The following is a 21,043-nucleotide window of genomic DNA, read 5'->3' on the forward strand; positions in this document are numbered from 1 at the left end:
CCCTCCATTTTGTATTTTCATTAAATCTATAAAAGATTGAGGAAATCTAATGTTTAATAGGTTTTCAGATTTTTTTAATATTCGTATCATTTATTCGGATATTCAATTCGTTTTTCTTTTGGTCGTCCCTCCTGCCAAAAAATCCCGTCCATAATAATGATCCTTTTTCAATGACAGCACCTCCTACATTTATGCTTAACTAAATACATAACCTTATTAAACTATTCAGCCTACGTTAGTTTAAGTGTAACATTTCACAAGCAATATCTCCTTTACGAAAAATTGACCCTTATCTTTAACATAGCTTTTAAAAAAGAAAAAGCTCTCAAAAAAATCATAACGATGACCTTTTGGACAGCTCTGTAGACTATATACTTGGATTGATATTGTTTGAATGAGAGCGAATCTTGATAATCCGGTTCACCTTTTCTGAACTCACGAACATACCTAAAATATAAATCAGGATAAATACTGGGAAAATCCATAACGTTGTCTTTGATGCTACGATCCCAAGCAACGGTGGTAAAAAGGTTGTTCCCGTATAAGCAAGTGCCATTTGATAACCAATAATAGACTGTGAATGAACTTTCCCAAATCTGATGGGGGTTTCATGTATTAAACAAGGATATATAGGAGCTAAACCTAGTCCTACAAAAATAAAACCGGTCAAAGACAGCGGAATGGGTAATGGTAGCAGAATGAGTGCCGCTCCAATAAGTGCTGTTAGCTGTCCAGAACGGATAAGCACCTTGTTACTGACCTTCATGGTGATAAACCCTGAAATCAGTCTGCCTACCGTCATTCCAATAAAGAAGAAAGACACCCACTTAGCCGCTTCTGCAGCAGATAATCCTTTGCTATTTACAAGGTAACTACTACCCCAAAGTCCCATTGTCGATTCAGCACCGCATAAAAAAAGAAAGTCATTAAGGCAAATTTAACTCCTTTTATTTTAAGAGGTTTAACCGTAGGATCTAGTACTTCACTCAATCCCTCAATATGCTCGCTTTCGTTAGTTGATTTTCTTGCTACTAAAGCCCATAACGGAAGGGCAATTAATAAAAGGATAGCTAAGCTGAATTGGATGATGGCAATGGTTAAATAGCCTGACCTCCATGAGCCTTGATTTACAATGTAAAAAGCCATCACCATCGGTCCTACACTCGCTCCGACCCCCCAAAAACAATGGAGCCAACTCATATGATGGGCTTTATAATGCAGTGCAACATAATTATTCAACGAAGCATCCACAGCTCCAGCACCTAGTCCAAGCGGAATGGCACAAATGATCAGCCAAATAAGGGAAGGTGAATATGAAAATCCCAACAAAGCTACAGCTGTCATGGTCACACTGATAAACGTGACTTTCCCCGTTCCTAATTTATTGTTCATCCACCCGCTGGCCAAACTTGAGAGAATGGTCCCTGCAGCAATACACATATAAAGATAACCAGCTGTCTCAAGTGGTTCCCCATAATCTGATTGCATAACCGGCCAAGCTGCCCCTAGTAGAGAATCGGGAAGTCCGAGACTAATGAAAGCCAAATAAATCATAATTAATAAGAAAGTAGCGATGAAGCCCGCCTCCAATTCATTTAAGTCTAGAAAGAATTATTACCCCTAGTCTTAAACAATAGCATGATTTTCTTTTGGAAGGAACCACCATTTTACACAAAAAATCCCCAACTAGATTTTCTAGTCGAGGATTCTGGTGAAATACTTAATTAGTATGCGCTCCAGCCTGAATCAGCAGCAATAACTTGTCCATTAACAAAGCTTGAATCATCTGAGGCTAAGAATACAGCCACTTTTGCGATTTCTTCTGGCTTGCCCATACGCGGATTGATGGCCATCCCTGTTTGTTGACGAGAAGCACCAAAATGATTGATATTGGTCATACTTGATGAAATATTTGTTTCAACGCCACCAGGGGCAATTGCATTACAACGAATGCCATTTTTCGCATACATGTAACCAGTGTTTTTAGTGAAACCAACAACCGCATGTTTAGAAGCTGTGTATGCGCCGCCTGCACGAGCTCCGAATAAACCGCCAGCTGAAGCGATATTTACAATAACACCGCTTTCTTTTTCCAAGAAGATTGGCAGCACTTTACGAGTAGAATACATAACACTGCTCGTATTAATCGCAAAAATACGGTCCCAGTTTTTTGTTTCAATGTCAGCTGCCGGTTCCATATTATCCATAATCCCAGCATTATTTACTAAAATATCAACCGTACCGTATGTACTTACAGTTGTATCGATTAATTCGTTAATTTCTTCTTCAGATGCTACGTTTGTTTTAATCGCAAACGCCGTTCCCCCAGCAGCCTTAATTTCTTCAACAGTTGCTTCAGCGCCTTCTAAATTCAGATCAGATACAACAACTTTAGCTCCCTCAGTCGCGTAATGCGTTGCGATTTGTTTCCCCATTCCTGAAGCTGCCCCAGTTACGATTGCTACTTTATCTTGTAATTTCATGTTAATTCCTCCATTTTCATCCTCTTATTTTAATGAACAAGTGTTTAATTAGTACTATAATTATAGTATAATCATTTCTTAAATGTTTCAATGGGCAAATATAAGACCAATTGTTCATTACTATACATATTCTTCTGAATTGTTCAATTACCCTTATTTTATAGCTAGGAGCGAGTGAGCATGTGTAAACATAATTCGTCAGACCGAAGAATAAAGAAATCAAAGAAAGCCATTAAAGATTCATTCCTTCTATTGATGCAAGAAAAAGATGTTAGAGAAATAACCATAACCGAAATTGTCAAAGCTGCAGACCTTAATCGAGGAACTTTTTATAATAACTTTCAATTCAAAGAGGATATATTAGATGAGATTATGGATGATGTAATGAAAGATTTTATTCTCTCCTACCGTGAACCGTATCAGCATAAGGAAACCTTTAACATTAAAGACCTGACCTCTTCAACCATTAAAATTTTTAAACATGTGGCTGCTCATAAAAACTTCTATACACTCATTGTTAAATCAACAGTATGGTATACCTTTCAACTGAGAATCTGTCATGAATTGAAAAGGCTCCCTCTTCAGGATTTGATGGATTCGAAACAAAACACCACCATTAATATTGAACTCTTTTCTACCTACCAAGCTCATGCGATTTTAGGGATGATTATAGAATGGATTCATGACGGGTTTAATTATAGTCCTGAGTACATGGCTGAACAGTTGATCGAAATTCTTAACTATAACCACGGGCAAACTATTGTAATTAAACAGACTGACAACCCGGAACAAATTTAAGGCCATCCTTTAGGATGGCCTCTTCTTCATTAATTAATCTCGATATAGCAATTTTTCTCCAGCGATACCAGGATGGGTCATTTCATAAGGATCGAGAATAAGATTTAATTCTTCCTCTGTTAATACATCATGCAAGAGGCAAAGTTCCCGAACAGACTTTCCTGTCGCGGCCGCTTCTCTAGCAATTCTTGAGACGATATCATACCCCAAATGTGGATTGACTGCGGTAATAATCCCTATGCTATTTTCAACATTCATCTTCAGTCTTGCTTCATTGGCTGTTATACCACTCAAGCAATGATCCGTAAACGCACGGAAGCCATTATTCATAATACTGATCGATTGAATCAGATTAAAGACGAGAACAGGCTCCATGACGTTTAATTCTAATTGACCTGCTTCAGATGCAAGACAAATGGTATGATCATTCCCAATCACTTGGAAAGCTACTTGATTAATCACTTCAGGCATAACTGGATTCACTTTTCCTGGCATGATGGATGAACCGGGTTGACGTGCTGGCAGATTAATTTCGCCAAAACCTGCCCGAGGTCCTGATGCCATAAGGCGTAAATCATTAGCAATTTTGGACATGTTCATCATACATACCTTTAAGGTCGCAGAAACCTCTGTATAAGCATCCGTATTTTGCGTAGCATCAACAAGATGCTCTGCATTTTTCAACGGAAAACCAGTAAGCTCAGCTAAATGCTTGACGACACTTAGAATATATTTAGGCTGCGCATTTAAGCCAGTGCCGACTGCTGTTGCACCCATATTCACTTCATATAAGTGCTCTCTGCTGTTTTGAATCCGCTTAATATCACGGGCAAGGACTCGGCTGTATGCTTCGAACTCCTGGCCGAGTCGGATAGGTACGGCATCTTGAAGATGCGTTCTGCCCATTTTAATCACATGATCAAACTCTTGCCCTTTGTTTACAAATACTGTATGCATCTTTTTCATCGTAATCAATAGTTTTTCTAACAAAGATAGCGTTGCAATATGTATCGCTGTTGGGAACGCATCATTCGTAGATTGAGCCATATTGACATGATTATTCGGACTTAAACTGAAATAATCTCCACGTTCTTTCCCAAGAAGCTCTAATCCTCGATTTGCTAAAACTTCATTCATATTCATATTAATAGACGTCCCAGCACCGCCCTGAATCGGATCGACAATAAACTGATCGTGCATCTTACCCTCGATAATCTCATCAGCAGCCTGGACAATCACATTGCCTAACCCTTCATATAACCTGCCAATTTCCATGTTTGAAATAGCAGCCGCCTTTTTTACGATGGCCATTGCTTTAATTAATTCATCATGGATACGATACCCTGTGATTGGAAAATTCTCCACGGCTCGTAAAGTTTGAATACCATAATAGGCCGTAATATCTACCTCTTTAGAACCCAAGAAATCTTTTTCTAAACGAAATGAAACTGGTGTCATAAAAGCGCCTCCATTAATTAAACTCTGTATCATCATTTCATATAGGTAACAATAGGTAAAGGAAATTATTTAATCCAAAAACATTATATTGCTTGACTTAGGCTGTCTTCCTAGATCCAGTTTGCAAACCAAGCTACATAATAGGCAGCCGGCAGAAATAACACCTGTGCAGCCAGTGTACCAACGAATTTTGACGTGATCATCGTTAACGAATAGCTTTTTAAATAAATGTATTTGTTTGGTTCTCTCGTTACACGATCGGCCAGCCAGGAAGCTTTCGGATCAACAAACAGTGATAATAAAATGGTTGCCACCCCATTAATGATTCCTGATGACATCATGGCTGCTTGTGCCGATCCCTCCGGTACTAACAATGACGCATAGATAGCTGATAGAACGCCGACGGTTAATACTGATGAGATCAGAACATTGATGATGAATAACCGTTTAGGAATGGTCTTTAACGTGATTCCTTTTAGATACGATAACCTCGGTAGCGCAAAACACCTGCAGGCCTTTTTCATTCCCTGTCGATTAAAATGATGGATAAATAAGGAGTATACCGATCCACGCTCATTTGATAATTGAACAATAGCCCGTGAAAAAATATTAATGAAAGTCGGAAATAGACAGATTCCAAGCAAAACGCCGACCGAAGTCACTCCAATCAACACTCGATATTGTTCCTCAATAAACAGTAAATGATTTTTCTCAGGGGCTTCCGCAATCAGCTTTGCAGTTAATGGCTGATGAATCATGGTCGAAAACCTCGACACAATCACCATCGTTCCAAATAAAGACAAAGCCGTAGCGATTAATTTCACCCGCGCTCCCGAAATTCTCATTGAATAAGCCAATGTTTCAATCATCGTTACAATTAAAAGAAAAACAGATATGATGACGATCTTTCCAGTTATGAGTCCCATATTAAGTATCCCCTTGAATTCAACTTTATTGAATTATATCTTATTTATGTCAATAAATGGAGTATATTTCAGGAACGACCCTATATGAGCCATTTCTCCTGATGAATGCAAGATCATTATCTAGCCACTGTTCAATCAATTGCACTTTTCAGGCAAATCATGTGGAAATACCCCCTGATTGTCAGTATTTTCGCTATTCTTTTCGATATGTAATCCAAGCTGGGCATGGGCTGACCGGTATCACCTTTAGTAGTGACATGGCACACTCATCAGTTGTATCAAACTCCCCCTCAATGAACTGTACGTTTTGTTTCTCTGCATACTTGATTTGTTGAAAAACTAATGACCTTAATAAGGTATTTGCTTCAGGTGAATGTACGCCCGCCCACCCTATTTCTGCAGTGTCTTTTTTCTCTGAGGTGTGAAGAAAGGAATAGGCTAGAATGTTCTTTTCGACCGGATCAAGGCCAATAAAGCTTCCATCTAAGATTACGTCATCTGCTGTTATCATTTTACCCCAACTGTTATCTTCCATTTCAGCAACCGGATTATCGAGATGTGTATGTTCGTAATTTCTTTTAACTAAAGTAATGAGTTTATTAAATAACAAACGATTCTTAACTAGTTCACCCATGCTCTTTACTACGAATCGTTCATCGTTAGCTGTTATGTAGGGTATTATCGTTTTCACAGAAATAACTGGCATATAGGTTCTTCGTATTTCTTTAAATCCTTTACTTTTATAAAAAGAACGTAAGCCAACAGCTGTTTCCCAAATTGATGTTTGTAACGGGCTGTCAATCTTATCATGCAATATTGCGAAAATTTTCCGGTATCACTTGTTCAGGATACATTGGATTACTAATTAGACGAATATATGTGCAATGTGGATGAAACGTGCTCACCCATGCGAAGATCATCCCTTGTAGTTCTTCATCACAATATGCAGCGTAGGCAGATTTTAAGTTAGACCTGTTCAAAATATCCAAAAACGAGTCTTTTTCAAAACAGAGTTTTAGTAATGGAACCATCTTCTCCCGATTGATTTCTCTTATTTGTTCTATACGTATGCTCATTATCTATCTCCTTAAAGGTTTAATACTGCATTCTCCAAATGCCGTTAAAATCCCTTTAATTCAAAAAGAGCCGAAGCATCGGCTCATCAAGGTCGTATATAAGATAGAAGCATTTCTTTTAACAATGTTTGTTGAATGACAGGAGCAACATCTTCTTCTAAGTAAGAAATGGGAGCTTTTAAGGCTATATTGCTTCCGAAGTTACCAAAGGCATTAATAATGGTAATCAACGCTTCTTTGACGGGAACATTGCTCCGAATAGAACCATCTACTTTACCATCTTCAATGATTTTCATAAGAATCTGTGTAATGATCTTTTGGATGTCTAAATAGTCCTCAATATCATCCAGTGGCTTTTGTGCAAAGGATGCATAGCTTTCAAATGCTTCTCGAAATTTCATTGATTTACTAAGAGGGTTTGTAGAATGTTCCATCAGATAATCTAATATTTGCTCTACTCTCTCAAAACTCGAGACGTTTGTTGAAGCTATTTTTTCAAAATGTTCAACATTATTTGCTAAATTGTTTACAGCAACTGCCACAATCAATTTATCTTTTTTAGGAAAGTACCTAAACAAAGTGGCAATTCCAATTCCCTCAGCATCCGCCACATCTTGCATTTGTACTGTATCTAAACCGTACTCGAGAAATAGCTTTTCAGCGGTAAGAACGATACCCTTGTACCGTTTACTCTTCTTTTGCTCACGTATACCAGTAGGTGACATTCTTTCATCATCTTCTCTCTAACTTGATAACACTATTTCGGTATATTAGTTTCATTGAAATACTATATCATATTATATAATAAAAATTGTATTATGGCATTACGCCCTCCTACTTTGATAATACTATCTTAAAGTATAGAAAGGAGTCAGCCTCTTTTGCTGTCTCTTTTAGCTAGAAAAATAAGAAAAAATTCACTCAGTGACGCTTTTTTGATAAAATCGCCTATTTTTGATTGCTTCCTACCCAGGTTTCATCGCTGCAAAACTGCGTATTCTTCCTTAACTGGGAAACATTCTTCCTTACCGGTACTTGATTCTTCCCTAACTCGCAATCATTCTGCTCGATAGGCAGTTTATTCTGCCCTAAAGATGCAGCTATCAGTCTACTTTACCTATTAGTTGGTATTTTCCTATTTTTACCTTAAAATGGTATAAAACACTTTAAGGAGACACTTTCATGAATTCATTAATACATAAAACTCATTTAGACTATGTGCAAGATTATCTAGAAAGGAAAGAGTCTTCTAATCTTCCATCTTGGCTTCAGTATTTAGTTTTGGCTGAGGAAGTTCATCAGAATTTTGAACATATTGATTCGCTTCAGGAGCTTTCCACAAACCGAGTCATTCAGTATGTATATCGTACCCTCGTTATTTTAGAAGAAAAAAAGGATTCTTTTCTTACAGATGAAATGTATTGGCAATTGGCAGTAGTCTTATCGTATTGTGAAGCTGCAAAAGGAGGAACTGCAGAACAAAGAAAGAATTGGCTGGAAAAAGGCTATAATCTAATGGCGCATAATGAGGGATCCGCACATATCTTTTGGAAAGATTATTTGGGCTACGATAAACCCCTTCTCTTTACACTAATTAAAACCCATGGGTTAATCGGTCAATATCTTCGTGGTGAGACGAGACTCAGCGCTAGTCGTGAGTTGGTGGAAACCATGCGCTCCTATTACGATGACAAAACAGCAAAAGAACTGCTCAACATTTTAAACGAATGCATTATTGCTGCTGTCTCTAATGAGTTATGGCTCAACGTGAAAAATGACGTGAGATCTACAATAGAAAAGCTTTTTCAGCAAGATTTCAGTGAAGACTTTGAAAACCGGATTGACAGACTTACAGTAAGCTTTAGCGAGACTTCATCAGAAAAAAAGATGATCATGGCCACTCAAATGGATAAGGTAAGAGTATTTTTACAGAATAAAGATTTATGGTATGTGGAGCCATCGATGCACGATCTTTCTTTTACTGACTTCTGGGCTATTCTCTGCTTGGCAGCTGATGAAATCACGTCGCCTCATATTGCCCACCTTAATTTTGAAACACTTATGAAGCAGCTTCACTATGATTATAAAGGGCAAAAACATAGCAATGTTTATCGAAAACGGGTAATCGAAAAGTTCCTTCATGAGTACAGCAACGATCAACCTCTCGACACAACACACGTCACCTTTAAAGCGGATAGCTATGATCCATTTAATACTGTTTTTCTCTCATTTGAATTCTCGGATGTTGGCGAAGCACTTATTCAATTTTGTGTGGAAGCGGAAAAAACGGGCGGGATGATACATAACCAAGCCACCGTACTGCTATTCGATTTATTTGGTCTGCGTCGAGACGCCTATGATCGCTTTAATAACGAGGGCGATTACCTAACCCATATGAACAGTTCTGTCGATGATAAAAAAGTGATCCTCGACTTTATTAAAGGTGACACCATTCTTGATGTTGGTCCCGGCGGCGGTGTGCTGTTAGATTTACTAGAATCTGAAACTTCAGGTAAACAGATTCTTGGCATTGATATCTCGGAAAACGTGATTGAAACACTGGAAGCAAAAAAGCAAAACGAAAACCATTCCTGGTCCGTCATCAAAGGAAATGCCTTATCACTGGTTGACTCCTTTGGTCCTAACTCAATTGATACCATCATTTATTCATCCATCATTCATGAATTGTATTCCTATATACCATTTGAAGGAAAATGCTTTAACCAGCAAACGATTAAAGCAGCCTTAGAAAGTGCCTTCGAGGTACTAAAGCCAGGCGGACGAATGATCATTCGCGACGGAATTATGAGTGACGACAAGAAAGCAAAACGAATCATTCGATTTAAAACAGACGACGGATTACCCTTTCTAATCCAATATGCTAAAGACTTCAAAGGAAGAAAAATATCCTATGAAATGCAGTCAGACAATGAAGTGATGATGCCGATCAATGACAGTATGGAATTTCTCTATACCTACACCTGGGGTACAGAGTCTTACGCCCATGAAGTGAATGAGCAGTTCGGGTACTTCACTCCAACAGAATATCGAGCATTTATTCAGGACATTTTTGGCGAAACCGCCGAAATTATTAAACTTGAACACTATTTACAAGAAGGCTATACGACCCACTTAAACGAGAAAATAGATTTTAAAACTGAAGACGGACTACCAGCTCCCCTGCCAGACAGTACCTGCTTACTCGTTATCGAAAAAGGAGAAGTTAAATGAAAAGAAAACTAAGTATCCTTTTCGTGTTACTAACAGGACTTGTCTGTTTAGTCGGCTTTATTTTTGCACAAGATGGATTTGACATTAAACTATCCAATCAAACAAAATATAAAATTTCAGGACTGTATGTGACGTTTGAACACATCAGTTCACCTATTCAAATTCCTTCCCTAGCTCCTGGTGAAGAATATTCACTCAACGTGGATCCTGCACAACTGTCGACGGAAAACTTTGATGGGGCAGCATTATTACTAAAATATAAAGATCATAACGGAAAAACACATACAGAATATATAATTGGATATTTTGAAAAAGGTTATTCTGGGGAAGCAAGCATAACGATAAAATCGGTTCGTCCTAATGGAAAGCTCGAAATGGATATCCATGAGAATACATCCTTATGATAAATGAGCTTGGCGCAGATGCCCAAGCTCATTTTTAAACTTAATTAACTCCAATAATGGTTCATCAAGGAAACGGACCATTCAGGCTGCCTGACTTCCCCTATAGGCAGAAACTCTTTCATAACCGGTTTAATATCAATGATCGGTGTTCCATCAATGGCATCTAACCCTTTTACAATCAACTTTCTGTGATCAAGTTCTACTAATTCTACAATAGTTACCCCTAACTTATTCGGTCTGTTCTTACCTCTTTGAGCAAAAATCCCGACCTTAGGAAACTCTTTATTATTCCTCGGATGTCTTGCTTCATATTGAATCTTATGATCTAACACTTTATCAAAATAGAAAATGACTTCTAAGTGTGAAAAAGTATCAATTCCGGTTAGGGATGATTCATCAATCTCTTCAGCAAGTTCTATCGTTGATAAAACTGCCCCCCATTGATCATCTTCAATCTCTTTTCTTTGGTTTCTAACAATGGCAATCGGACGCAAGGTAAACGTCATTTGAATCTCCCCCATTCTAATAAAAAATGTAATAATCTGTATTTTATGATAACATAATTAAAAAGGAAATAAAGGACAAGGAGGTAAGAAATTTACATTTATTGTATTCATTTTGGCTGTATTTTTACTCTTTTTCTTTTTAGAAAAAGCAATCAGGAAATGGCTTGGTATACATAAAGTTAAAATAAGCGACAATTCATACAAAAAGAAGGATCTAACCGGACGAATCCTAATAGCAGTCGTTCTTTTATGTACCCTTCCCTATGCTCTTACGAAGGACGGGAATGTCCAACAATTGTATTTTATATTCTATTTGATTGTACTACTTGGATTTCAAACCTATTTGCAATGGAGATATCTCAAGAACTCCAAAGAATATATCCTGACACTTATTCTCTTATTCTTAAGTGTGCTACTACTTTATAATATCCAATTTTTTATAACGTTTTAATGCAATGAAGTAATAAGCAAACGATCTCATTTTTATATCTAATGTTATTATAAGAACCCTGTAGAAGATATGAAATTAGACCCAACTTTTATAAATAAGATAAAAATCAAGTATCTAGGAGAAATAATCATGAACAATATGACTGTGATAGGAATCGTTGCAATTCTACTTCTAGCTGGTATCGGTGTTTACTCAAGTATTACGAATGAACCACAGATGGAAAAATCAGATGAATCAAAAACACAAACTGTTATTATAAAAGAGAAGAATTCTGATATTAACCTTGAACACGAAAAAGAAGCTGACCTCCTTATGACTTCACTTGAATTGGCTGACTATCTTGGAATAACAATAGAAGAACTTAATTCAATCGGACCTGATACAGGAAATAACCTTGAGCTACCATATATGACAATTGATAATACGGTATATTACTCAAGACCAGCGATTGATGTATGGTTACTGCATGGAGTTACACCTAACTAAACTCTCTGGCAGGTAAGGAGGTGTTGCTGTGAAAAATTCACACTACGTTTCATACCTAATTAAAATACCGAGGGATTTCTAATGGTTGTTAACCCTAATCTACTTCATGAGATGGAAATGGAAAGAACACTAGCTACTTTATTATCTCTTTCATCATCTAATATCATCTTCTGGATTGTGACACTCATCTTACTGTTCACGCATCAAATGGATTTTGCTCCTTAAAATACTATATAGAGAGTAATTGGAGGTTAATTGTGGTTAATATCGGTGACGGACTCTTTCAAATAGTCTCTCTTATTTTTTTAGCAGGGATATTTGCAGTTGCGTATATACTTATACGTTCACTTATTTCTAAACAAAAAAGCAAACCAACAGATATTGTTGAACAAAAGCTGGATAGAATTATTAATTTACTAGAAAAGGATAAAAAAGAGTAATCTTTTTTGTCTATGTGTTAAATAACTACATTACATATTGTATTAGATAATTTTTAGAAAGTTATGGATACACTTAATGGGGCATGCGATAATATCCTTGAAGGAGTTGATTACTATGGAACTTGTTGTCGGACTAGTATCTTTTTTGGGTGACGTAATTTCCGCGTGGGCCTTTGCTGCTTGGGGTTACTTCCAAGAAAAACTAGACAACAATTAAATTCTTCTTCAGGGGGGACTAATCTTTTTGGTTAGTCCTTTTCTTTTATCCTTTTTTAAAAAGGATATTCAAGTACGAAGAATTAAGCAATTAAAAAAATGAATAGAAAACAAGTAAATGTTTTCTATCCACAATGGCTATTTACTTGAGGATCTTGATAATTTATAGATAAATGTCGTAAATAATACGACTAAAACTACCGCTAGACCAAATAAATAAACATTTGTGATACTAAAGAAAAGCGGTTTAACAGTAACAAGTTAAATCGAAAACCAACTAAGAACGCGATGCCTGTTGTTAGGAATAGCATCCATGTTGTTACTTCACTTGGCACATCAGTCAAAATTAATATATTTAGAAGAACAAATCCCCATGAGGTTACTACCGAATCCCGATTCTTTACATATAGCGGAATGAGTATTAGTCCCAATGAAAAACTACATACGCTAGCTGAAAAAACTTGCACAAAGAAAATAGAATCAATCGTTAGTAATACAAATGCTGTTATGAAGATAAGTCCGAGGCCATTTCGGCTATATTGCTTCCATCCGTATAAAAACAAGGCATAAAAACCTACAGTGACTAAACCAATTAACCATTCAGTAAACCATTCTTCTCCATACCAATGCTCTGACCAATTAATCAGAAGAACATTGCCTATGATAGCCAAAGCAAATACAATAAATCATTTCATTCACATCCCACTTTCTGTTAACTGACGATAATAAAAAGAGCCTTCCCCCTTATCGGTCTCATCACAATCAAATGTTGATCCGCACTTTTCGATACACACTCATAGGTTCCTAAACAGTCATTGAATTCAATGCTCTCCATCTAAAAAGCTATACCGAAAAAGTGTTTCGTAGAGATTTCACTCAAAATTATTACAATATTGGAATCTATAGTCAATAAATAAAATCATTTCACCTCCCCTGGATAGTATTTTAAAGAACATAAAAAAAGAGCCATTCAGCTCTTTTTTAAAACTACCATAATCGTTTATTATATTTTTTTACTTGTTTGGGAGATTTGACTAACAATTTGATTTAAACTCTCGTTTATTGGCGTACAAGGACGACCTAGTAATTTTTCTAAATCATTGCTTTCAAACTCTAATCCACCCTCGCGAATCACTTTTTGCATGTTTACAAGCATAGGAATATAAGGTTCTGGTACTCCTGAACCTTTCATAATATCAGCATAAACAGCATCGTCGACTTGTTGTACAAGTACTTCTTTAGCTAATACAGTTCCAAGCGCAGATGCTAATTCATCATGAGTCAGAAGCTGACCGGAAAGTTCGTAAACGGTATTCTCGTGTCCGCTGCCAGACAATACGGCTGCTGCTGCTTCCGCATAGTCTTGTTTAAGTGCCCATCCAACTTTCCCCGTGCCAGCAGATATAACCCAAGGCATTCCTGCCATTACACCTTGTATGCTGCCAATTTCATTTTCTAAGTACCAATTGTTTCGTAAAAATGAATAGGGGATGCCTGTTTTTAAAATAGCTTCTTCTCTTGCTAGATGGGCTGGAGCTAGGTCTAAGGGACTTTCACCAGCATTTGTTACACTCGTATAAGCAATAAATTTAACTTGTGCCCGCTGTGCAGCAGCAACTGCATGATTATGCTGTTTCATAATCGTTTCAAATTCTCCGGCCGTCGATATAATGAATAAACGATCAATGCCTGAAAAAGTAGAATCTAATGTTTCTGGTTTTTCAAAATCTCCGTGCCGAACTTCCACTCCGCGAGCTCGAAATCCTTCTGCCTTCTCTAGAGATCGAACACTAACAGCAATTTGATTCGCTGGTACAGTTTTTAATAATGCGTCTACAACCTTTGATCCTAATTCACCTGTTGCCCCTGTAACTAATATTTTCATTTTCTTTCCTCCACTTAACTATTTTGAATGATGAAGCTTAGGTATATACTATATCTACAGTCACAATAATAATAGTAGGCACATTTAAATAACCTAGTCATAAAAAAAGTACCATTAAGAAAGAGGGAACAAATCAATGGCTCGATTCAATTTCGAAGGAGAACCTCCTGCTGAACAAGAAGTATGTCATTTAACAACTACTCAGAATGTCATTGCAGGAAGATGGAAAATTGTTGTTCTCTGGTACCTAAGTCAACGAACAAGAAGATTTAACGAACTTCAAAGGTTGTTACCTGGTATTTCAAAAGGAATCTTGACCAGACAACTGAGAGAATTGGAAGAAGACGGAATGGTTCACAGAGAAGTATATAAAGAAGTTCCTCCTAAAGTTGAATACTCGCTAACTCCACAAGGAAAAAGCTTTATCCCTGCACTTGAAATCATGGGAGAATGGGGTAAAAACTATATGGAGAAAAAGCAAAATGAACAACTAGATTCTGAAAAGCCCCAAATATGATTTTTGTAAGATACATATATTCAAAGGCCGTCAATTAATTGACGGCCTTTGAAATGGTGAGTGCATTAAGTGATTAATGATATATGGGATTTCCGCCAAATCATCTACTATAAAATCTGCATTAACATTTTTCCATAGAAAGTCTTTTTTCCAAATTGCTATCATTCCTACATTTTGTGCAGCTTTTATATCATTTTCAGGATGGTCGCCAATATATATACTTTCATTAGGTGAAACATTCAGTTGCTCCAAAGCTCTCTTAAATAGTTGAGGGTCAGGTTTTTTTAATCCTTCCCATTCAGACACTAAAATCGTTTCAAAGTACTTTTCAATACCTAAAGCCCTTAGATTATCTATCTGAAACTGACCTTTTCCATTTGTAATCAATCCTAGAATAAGATTTTTACTTCTTAATTTCTCTAACATCTTAATAAGATGTGGAAATGGGACACAACTATTCTTAAATTGAGTGATGTAATCTTGAAGCAAATCAGTCCAACTTATCCCTATCAAATCAAATTCACAGACCAATTGTTGAAATACTTTATCTTTCCAAACATAACCTCGACAATCTAATTCTATGAACCTTGATTTGTATTTATCTTTTGGTATATGTCCTACCCATTCATTTAATCTTACATATTGACCATCAATAAATTTCCGGAGTGACGCATCACGATTTAATAAAGTCCCATCTAAATCAAAAATCACTGCCTGTATCACTTTGCTCTCACTTCCTAACTAAGAGTCAAACTCAATACATATATAGTAGCTATTTATTTTCAATCTTTTTTAATATAGATATAATCTTTTCATTTTGTTCAATTATTGTTTGATTTTGCTTTCTTAATTTGGTGAAATCAAATAAAAAAACTATTAAGATAACTAGCATCAGTAAACCCATAAATTTTCCATACCCCCTATTTATATTTAAATTATACAAAAAAAACCTTTAACTTTTAATGGTCAAAGGATTTAAATATTAGAAATCAGCTTTTTCCACTTGATAAAAACAAACGCCATTCTTATTATATATCAACCTTTAATTAACACATGTGAGTGGGATGACTAAACATCAAAAACCTTAGTGTTTTGGATTTAATATTGCTAACATCTGATGATCTTCCAAACGTCCGTTAATCTTAACATTTTTTCTTGCTATTCCTTCTTTATGAAAACCGGCTTTTTCTAAAACTCGAATGGAGGCTATGTTATCTGGCATCACTCCAGCTTCAATTCGATGTAAGTTTAGAGTTTCAAAAGCATATTTAACAACCAGCTTAGCAGCTTCTGTGGTATACCCTTTGCCATTATGTTCTTGGTCTAAGGAATAGCCCAATAGAGCACTTTGACGAGGTCCACGGAAAACTTGAAATAAGTCTATAGTACCTATAAGAACATCACCGTTAATTTTGAAAATTCCAAAGCGATATTCCTTTTCTTCTTTTGTATTTTGTTGCCATTTTTCGATTAATACTCTGTAAGACTCTATTGTTCAATAATTTTCTGGATGAGTTATGGAATAGGGTTTAAAAAATGCTTGATTTCTCTTTTCTAAATTGAGTAATTCGACAGCATCTGAGAGGATAATCGGTCGTATATATACATTTAATATTTCGGACATCTAATCTTCCTTTCAGTATGTAAAAAATTTATCCAACTTAAACAAAAAAATTAAAGTCTACTATTATATTTTTCCAAACAAATTACTGCAAATTCTTTTACATCTTTATTCTTGCTAGTTGAGAATTCGTTTAATACTTCCAATAAATATTCGTCCTCTAACATGCCTTTATTCAAACCTTCAGCACAACATATTAGTAAAAGTAATAGATTAAAATGAACCTTTGGTTTTTCATGCCTTCTCATTTTCTCAACCAAATATCTAATTAATTCATTATTCGTTGAAAGAATTTTTGTTAACAATCGATCAATTTCTGCTGATTTCCCGCTTAAAATGACAGCATCAATTTTTTTGTAATAGTCCTGAATTTGTTGCTCTGATAGGATATCAGAAAGCGTTTCTTCTGCTATTTCTTCAACGAGACCCTCTAAAAAATCTTCAAAGTTCTCAGCTAATTTGATTTCCTGGTTTTCATCTACATCGATAAATATAACAGATGGATTTTTCTTTTTCGATAATCCAAACAGATAAATGTAGGTGGTTCTGCTGAAATAATAATTATTTTTTGCTCCTTATCCCCATTCGGTACGTAAATATGGATTATCTAATATTCCTGGATTTTCCCCTAATCCATATAAAGAATCAACATGGACTGAATTATTAGCCCAGCTATTAGGTGTGGAAACAGGATAATACTTCTTCGTTAGATAGAAACCATTTCTTTTATGCATCAATTTAATATAGGATTCTGGTAAGGTAACTTTTAACGCTGTTTGAATTGTTTCAACCTGATTTACATCAATTTCGCCTTTGTAAAATTCATCAAGATCACTATTCCATAATCCGTACTCCATTTGCATCCTCCAAAAAATCATAATTGTTAACTATTACTTTCTTTACCTTTAATTAATCGACATAGTCATAGTTAGAGTGATTTAAAAAATGGAGCTATCCCTTTAATTCACATATAATATACACACTAATTAATACAAATAAAGGATATTTATAAATATAATTACTTACCACAAAACTGTCTTACAATGGAAAAAAGAGATAAGAAAAGCCTAGCAACAACAAACCAGCCCGGATCGTTGAACTAGGGGATTTTTTCACTTGAATTTGAATGTATGATTAATGTAATTATCATACAGTGTACATATTCCTTGCTTACTTTGAAGTTAAGTTACAAGCATTTTTTTGTTGTTTTCTTGGCCTTCTAACGAGTTCGCCACCACAGTTAGGACAGATATTTTTCATTTCTTCTGTACAAGGTTCACAGAAAGTACATTCATGAACACATATGTAAGCAAGAGAAAAATTTGAAAGTGGGGAATCACATCGTTCACATTCATTTCTCAATTCCAACGCCATTTATAAACCTCCTTTTATTTTTACAGGTAAAATATAACATTATTAATAGTTGAATAAAATAACTATTTTTAAAACATCACCTTACATAGCAGCACATTGAAAATGCGAAACAAAAATCAAAAGTGATGAACAGCTAGTTAACAAAAAGAAAAGGAAGCCTTTTTGGTCCTTTACGATGTCTCGTTGTACAATTAACGAATCAGTTAGTTTAACATTCCTTATTGTCTTATAAATAGACCATTTTCTTCGACAATCTCCTTACATTTCTTAAAACCTTTTGACGTCTTAGAATAAACAGGAAAAGATAATTCATAATTCCCAATTATCACTGTATCAAGTGAAGGAAAGAAAAAATTCGAAAAATGCAGTTCATTTACTGAAAGTTTCGTTAAAAAGATAAGGGCTTCCACATCACCTATCTTATAAATTCCCTTATTGGTAGAACATAGTTTTCGAAAAAGACTCTCCTCTACTCGATTTAAGGAAGCTAATATAAATTTGAACATTTCTTTGTTTTGTATTAACTCTTTTTTATTAAAGTGTACATACAGCTCATTATCTTCTATATGATAAAGTTGAGTAAATGTACTAACGAATTTCTCACCGTGCTTTAAATTATGGCTTCTTCCCAATAGTTCACTTGCCTCTTCTTCAGTAAGAACACGATTAAATACATCCATAAAACCAATAAACGGGTACATCTTTCTTGGCTCTTCAATAAGATGGGTATTAAATTTTTTAACTTTGAATGCAGCATATTAATTTCTTCATATGTTGCCAATGATAACTTCATAATGTCACCTCGTTGTTAATCTTTGTTCTAACAATATTTTATCATCTTATTGCACTAACCTACCCCTTAGTGGAAGAGAGGACAATACGAGAGTCTAGTTAAGAACTTATCGGTATTTTAACGTAATAACCTTGAAGAAGGGATGATAACGAGTGCAAAAATATGCTAATAAACAGGCCTTAATTGATGAAATTACTAAACAAGCAAAGTTATTTATCTATGAATTTCATTCTGTTAATGATCTTGATAAAAATATTTTGGTTGATAAACTTGATAGAGCCCCCTCCCAAATGATTGCTTACCAATTAGGATGGATGAACTTACTATTATTATGGGAACAAGATAATAAAGATGGAAAAGAAGTAATCACACCGACACCAGATTATAAGTGGAATAACCTTGGCGGACTTTATCAGAGCTTTTATGATCAGTATGCAGATTATTCGATTGAAACGTTAATTAATATGTTTGAGCGCGATGTTCATAAAATAATTCAATTAATAGAAAGCTATAATGATAAAGAATTATTTGAACAAGGTGGTAGACAATGGGCAACGACAACCCCTTCTAGTTGGCCAATTTGGAAATGGCTTCATATTAATACGGTTGCACCATTCAAATCATTTCGTACAAAAATAAGAAAATGGAAAAAGCTTAGAGGAATATAATTTTTTTTGTATCAAATATATAAGAATTAAATTTGCCATCTAAAAATCCCGACTTATCTAGATAAGTCGGGATCTTTATTGCTTACAATGTAATAATAATCGGTCCAGTTTTCGTTACAATAATGGTATGTTCGTATTGAGCGACGAAACTTTTTCCTGTTACATAAGTCCAGCCGTCGTCTTTTTGGAATACTTCTTCTTCCAAGGTTGAGATAAATGGTTCGAATGCGATTACCATACCCTCCTTTAATAATTCATCATCCCAGGTATCATTATAATTATAAATGTGGTCAGGTGCTTCGTGTATGGAACGGCCAATTCCATGGCCTGTAAGGTTTTTGATAACAGTTAATCCATTCTCTCTCGCTGTTTGGAAGACCGCTTTTCCGAGTCCACTTTTTTTGGAACCAGGTTTTACTTTCTTGAGTCCTGCCTCAAATGCCTTTTTAGCAACGTCGCATATTTTCTTCAATTCTTCTTTTCCTTCGCCTACAACAATCGAAATTCCTGTATCTGCGAAATATCCGTTTTTGGAACCAGAAACATCTATATTTACTAAATCCCCTTCTTGGATAACCCGAGAACCTGGAATCCCATGTGCTACTTCTTCATTCACACTAATGCATGTATAGCCTGGAAAATCATATTCACCTTTTGGGGCTGATATTGCACCAGCTTTTTCTAACAATACTCCGGCGAGATCATCAAGTTCTTTGGTCGTTATGCCTGGAATTGCTCTTTGGACCAATTCATCTCTAATAGAGGCAACAATTTTTCCGATTTCCTTCAAACCATTAATATCTTCTTCTGTTTTTGCAATCATCGTATTTCCTCACTTTTTACGTATTTTATTCCAATAAGATTCTAGCATAAAGGAACCGATTTTTCTTAAACTAAACCGATCAGCTAGGTTTATCTTTTAAACCCGCCTTCTGAATGGATAATCTGGCCGGTAATCCACTCTGCTTCATCACTTACAATAAATTTAATCGTTTTTGCAGCATCTTCCGGTTTGCCTATTCTACCGAAAGGAAACAACGGTTTCAATCCGTTTTTTATTTCCTCCGTCATCCACCCTGTATCAGTTGGGCCTGGATTGATTGCGTTAACTGTAATTCCTAGAGGGGCTAATTCAGCCGACAAGGTAATGGTTAGGGCATCAACCGCTCCTTTCGTTGTTGCATAGGCTAATTCACCAGGCATTGGTCCTTGAAACTGACCTGATGTAATATTGACTATTCTACCACCTGATTTTTTATCAAATCCTTGAGCAAATTTACTACTTAATAGTGTCGTAGCACGAACATTTACCATGTAATGTTTATCTAATTCTTCAGCAGTTATCTGAGAAAAATCGTTATTCGTTGAGTAAGCTGCGTTATTAATCAAAATATCAGGATAACCAAGCTGTTCAGAAACTTTATTTAAAAGTTGTTCAGGTGCATCATTTTCTGTCAAATCCAACTCCATACAAGATACCTTAATCCCTTTTTTTAATAATTCTTCTTTTAACTTCAATGGCTCATCTGCTTCGATACTCCAAGGCATTTCCTTATCATACTCCGTCCAATACGTAAAAAATATATGATAACCCGCATCAGCTAACTCCTTACAAATAGCAGCTCCAATTCCTCTCAGCCGGCTTACACCCGTAATAATTGCAATTTTCTCTGTCATAATAACCCCCCTTACTCAATATATGGTTCAACA

Annotated in this window: 23 protein-coding genes and 2 pseudogenes; 8 read left to right on the plus strand and 17 right to left on the minus strand. The window is 35.8% G+C overall.

Annotation, left to right across the window (positions count from 1 at the left end):
• Positions 1-367 precede the first annotated feature (367 nt).
• Both WYK_RS17200 and WYK_RS17205 read right to left on the minus strand, forming a co-directional pair.
• A pseudogene (locus WYK_RS17200) lies at positions 368-1,575 on the minus strand (MFS transporter).
• Between the two features lie 149 nt (positions 1,576-1,724).
• Positions 1,725-2,483, minus strand: a complete 759-nt coding sequence (locus WYK_RS17205; RefSeq protein WP_040375706.1) for an SDR family oxidoreductase — start codon at positions 2,481-2,483, stop codon at positions 1,725-1,727.
• A gap of 180 nt (positions 2,484-2,663) precedes the next feature.
• Between WYK_RS17205 and WYK_RS17210 the strand changes: the two genes are divergently transcribed.
• Positions 2,664-3,281: a TetR/AcrR family transcriptional regulator gene (locus WYK_RS17210; protein WP_152526494.1), complete on the plus strand. Its 618-nt coding sequence runs from the start codon at positions 2,664-2,666 to the stop codon at positions 3,279-3,281.
• A 33-nt stretch (positions 3,282-3,314) separates the two neighbouring features.
• Here the strand turns inward: WYK_RS17210 and aspA are convergent, their stop codons facing one another.
• The 5 genes from aspA to WYK_RS17230 form a co-directional block, all read right to left on the minus strand.
• Positions 3,315-4,739, minus strand: a complete 1,425-nt coding sequence (aspA, locus tag WYK_RS17215) for an aspartate ammonia-lyase (protein WP_040375707.1) — start codon at positions 4,737-4,739, stop codon at positions 3,315-3,317.
• 110 nt (positions 4,740-4,849) lie between these two features.
• The gene (locus WYK_RS17220; RefSeq protein WP_040375708.1) at positions 4,850-5,665 is read right to left on the minus strand and encodes a lipid II flippase Amj family protein; all 816 of its coding nucleotides are present in this window, start codon (positions 5,663-5,665) and stop codon (positions 4,850-4,852) included.
• 193 nt (positions 5,666-5,858) lie between these two features.
• Positions 5,859-6,479: a hypothetical protein gene (locus tag WYK_RS17225; RefSeq protein ID WP_081704938.1), complete on the minus strand. Its 621-nt coding sequence runs from the start codon at positions 6,477-6,479 to the stop codon at positions 5,859-5,861.
• Positions 6,472-6,741: a hypothetical protein gene (locus WYK_RS24125; protein ID WP_081704939.1), complete on the minus strand. Its 270-nt coding sequence runs from the start codon at positions 6,739-6,741 to the stop codon at positions 6,472-6,474. Before WYK_RS24125 ends, WYK_RS17225 begins: the two co-directional genes overlap by 8 nt.
• Positions 6,742-6,827: 86 nt before the next feature.
• Complete coding sequence (locus WYK_RS17230) at positions 6,828-7,466, minus strand: TetR/AcrR family transcriptional regulator (RefSeq protein WP_040375709.1); 639 nt, start codon at positions 7,464-7,466, stop codon at positions 6,828-6,830.
• Positions 7,467-7,923: 457 nt separating this feature from the next.
• Here WYK_RS17230 and WYK_RS17235 point away from each other — a divergent pair, with 457 nt between their 5' ends.
• Entirely contained in the window at positions 7,924-9,972 is a 2,049-nt protein-coding gene (locus tag WYK_RS17235) for a class I SAM-dependent methyltransferase (RefSeq protein WP_040375710.1), read from the plus strand.
• Positions 9,969-10,376 carry a hypothetical protein gene (locus WYK_RS25770; RefSeq protein ID WP_235782550.1) on the plus strand — a complete coding sequence of 136 codons (408 nt, stop codon included), beginning with the start codon at positions 9,969-9,971 and terminating at the stop codon, positions 10,374-10,376. The genes WYK_RS17235 and WYK_RS25770 overlap by 4 nt, the downstream gene beginning before the upstream one ends.
• 44 nt (positions 10,377-10,420) lie before the next feature.
• Here WYK_RS25770 and tsaA read toward each other — a convergent pair whose 3' ends face one another.
• On the minus strand, positions 10,421-10,882 hold the full coding sequence (tsaA, locus tag WYK_RS17245) for a tRNA (N6-threonylcarbamoyladenosine(37)-N6)-methyltransferase TrmO (protein WP_040375711.1): 462 nt from the start codon (positions 10,880-10,882) through the stop codon (positions 10,421-10,423).
• A 112-nt stretch (positions 10,883-10,994) separates the two neighbouring features.
• Between tsaA and WYK_RS26385 the strand changes: the two genes are divergently transcribed.
• The 3 genes from WYK_RS26385 (at position 10,995) to WYK_RS17260 (ending at position 12,259) form a co-directional block, all read left to right on the plus strand.
• Positions 10,995-11,333, plus strand: coding sequence for a DUF4181 domain-containing protein (locus tag WYK_RS26385; protein WP_051387627.1), 339 nt, complete (start codon positions 10,995-10,997; stop codon positions 11,331-11,333).
• A 129-nt stretch (positions 11,334-11,462) separates the two neighbouring features.
• Positions 11,463-11,819, plus strand: a complete 357-nt coding sequence (locus tag WYK_RS17255) for a hypothetical protein (protein ID WP_040375713.1) — start codon at positions 11,463-11,465, stop codon at positions 11,817-11,819.
• A 257-nt stretch (positions 11,820-12,076) separates the two neighbouring features.
• Entirely contained in the window at positions 12,077-12,259 is a 183-nt protein-coding gene (locus WYK_RS17260; RefSeq protein WP_040375714.1) for a DUF4083 family protein, read from the plus strand.
• A 419-nt stretch (positions 12,260-12,678) separates the two neighbouring features.
• Here WYK_RS17260 and WYK_RS17265 read toward each other — a convergent pair whose 3' ends face one another.
• Together WYK_RS17265 and WYK_RS17270 are read right to left on the minus strand one after the other, a co-directional pair.
• Positions 12,679-13,146 carry a hypothetical protein gene (locus WYK_RS17265; protein ID WP_040375715.1) on the minus strand — a complete coding sequence of 156 codons (468 nt, stop codon included), beginning with the start codon at positions 13,144-13,146 and terminating at the stop codon, positions 12,679-12,681.
• 332 nt (positions 13,147-13,478) lie between these two features.
• On the minus strand, positions 13,479-14,360 hold the full coding sequence (locus WYK_RS17270) for an SDR family oxidoreductase (protein ID WP_040375716.1): 882 nt from the start codon (positions 14,358-14,360) through the stop codon (positions 13,479-13,481).
• A gap of 136 nt (positions 14,361-14,496) precedes the next feature.
• Between WYK_RS17270 and WYK_RS17275 the strand changes: the two genes are divergently transcribed.
• Positions 14,497-14,877, plus strand: coding sequence for a winged helix-turn-helix transcriptional regulator (locus WYK_RS17275; RefSeq protein ID WP_040375717.1), 381 nt, complete (start codon positions 14,497-14,499; stop codon positions 14,875-14,877).
• Positions 14,878-14,907: 30 nt separating this feature from the next.
• Here WYK_RS17275 and WYK_RS17280 read toward each other — a convergent pair whose 3' ends face one another.
• From WYK_RS17280 to WYK_RS17300, 5 genes and pseudogenes are all read right to left on the minus strand, one after another.
• A complete protein-coding gene (locus WYK_RS17280) occupies positions 14,908-15,600 on the minus strand; it encodes an HAD family hydrolase (protein ID WP_040375718.1) in 693 nt (230 codons plus the stop codon).
• Positions 15,601-15,961: 361 nt separating this feature from the next.
• Positions 15,962-16,501: pseudogene (locus WYK_RS17285) on the minus strand (GNAT family N-acetyltransferase).
• Positions 16,502-17,073: 572 nt separating this feature from the next.
• The gene (locus tag WYK_RS23420) at positions 17,074-17,355 is read right to left on the minus strand and encodes an SMI1/KNR4 family protein (RefSeq protein ID WP_051387631.1); all 282 of its coding nucleotides are present in this window, start codon (positions 17,353-17,355) and stop codon (positions 17,074-17,076) included.
• 313 nt (positions 17,356-17,668) lie between these two features.
• Positions 17,669-17,872: a DUF1272 domain-containing protein gene (locus WYK_RS17295; RefSeq protein WP_040375719.1), complete on the minus strand. Its 204-nt coding sequence runs from the start codon at positions 17,870-17,872 to the stop codon at positions 17,669-17,671.
• A gap of 218 nt (positions 17,873-18,090) precedes the next feature.
• Positions 18,091-18,573, minus strand: coding sequence for a hypothetical protein (locus WYK_RS17300; protein ID WP_040375720.1), 483 nt, complete (start codon positions 18,571-18,573; stop codon positions 18,091-18,093).
• Positions 18,574-18,817: 244 nt separating this feature from the next.
• Between WYK_RS17300 and WYK_RS17305 the strand changes: the two genes are divergently transcribed.
• A complete protein-coding gene (locus WYK_RS17305) occupies positions 18,818-19,333 on the plus strand; it encodes a ClbS/DfsB family four-helix bundle protein (RefSeq protein ID WP_040375721.1) in 516 nt (171 codons plus the stop codon).
• 82 nt (positions 19,334-19,415) lie between these two features.
• On the opposite strand, the gene map is transcribed toward WYK_RS17305, so the two are convergent.
• Together map and WYK_RS17315 are read right to left on the minus strand one after the other, a co-directional pair.
• A complete protein-coding gene (gene map / locus WYK_RS17310; RefSeq protein ID WP_040375722.1) occupies positions 19,416-20,156 on the minus strand; it encodes a type I methionyl aminopeptidase in 741 nt (246 codons plus the stop codon).
• A gap of 89 nt (positions 20,157-20,245) precedes the next feature.
• Positions 20,246-21,010, minus strand: a complete 765-nt coding sequence (locus WYK_RS17315; RefSeq protein WP_152526495.1) for an SDR family oxidoreductase — start codon at positions 21,008-21,010, stop codon at positions 20,246-20,248.
• Positions 21,011-21,043 lie beyond the last annotated feature (33 nt).

The sequence above is a fragment of the Peribacillus psychrosaccharolyticus ATCC 23296 genome (genome assembly GCF_000305495.1).
Classification (GTDB): Bacteria; Bacillota; Bacilli; order Bacillales; family DSM-1321; genus Peribacillus; species Peribacillus psychrosaccharolyticus.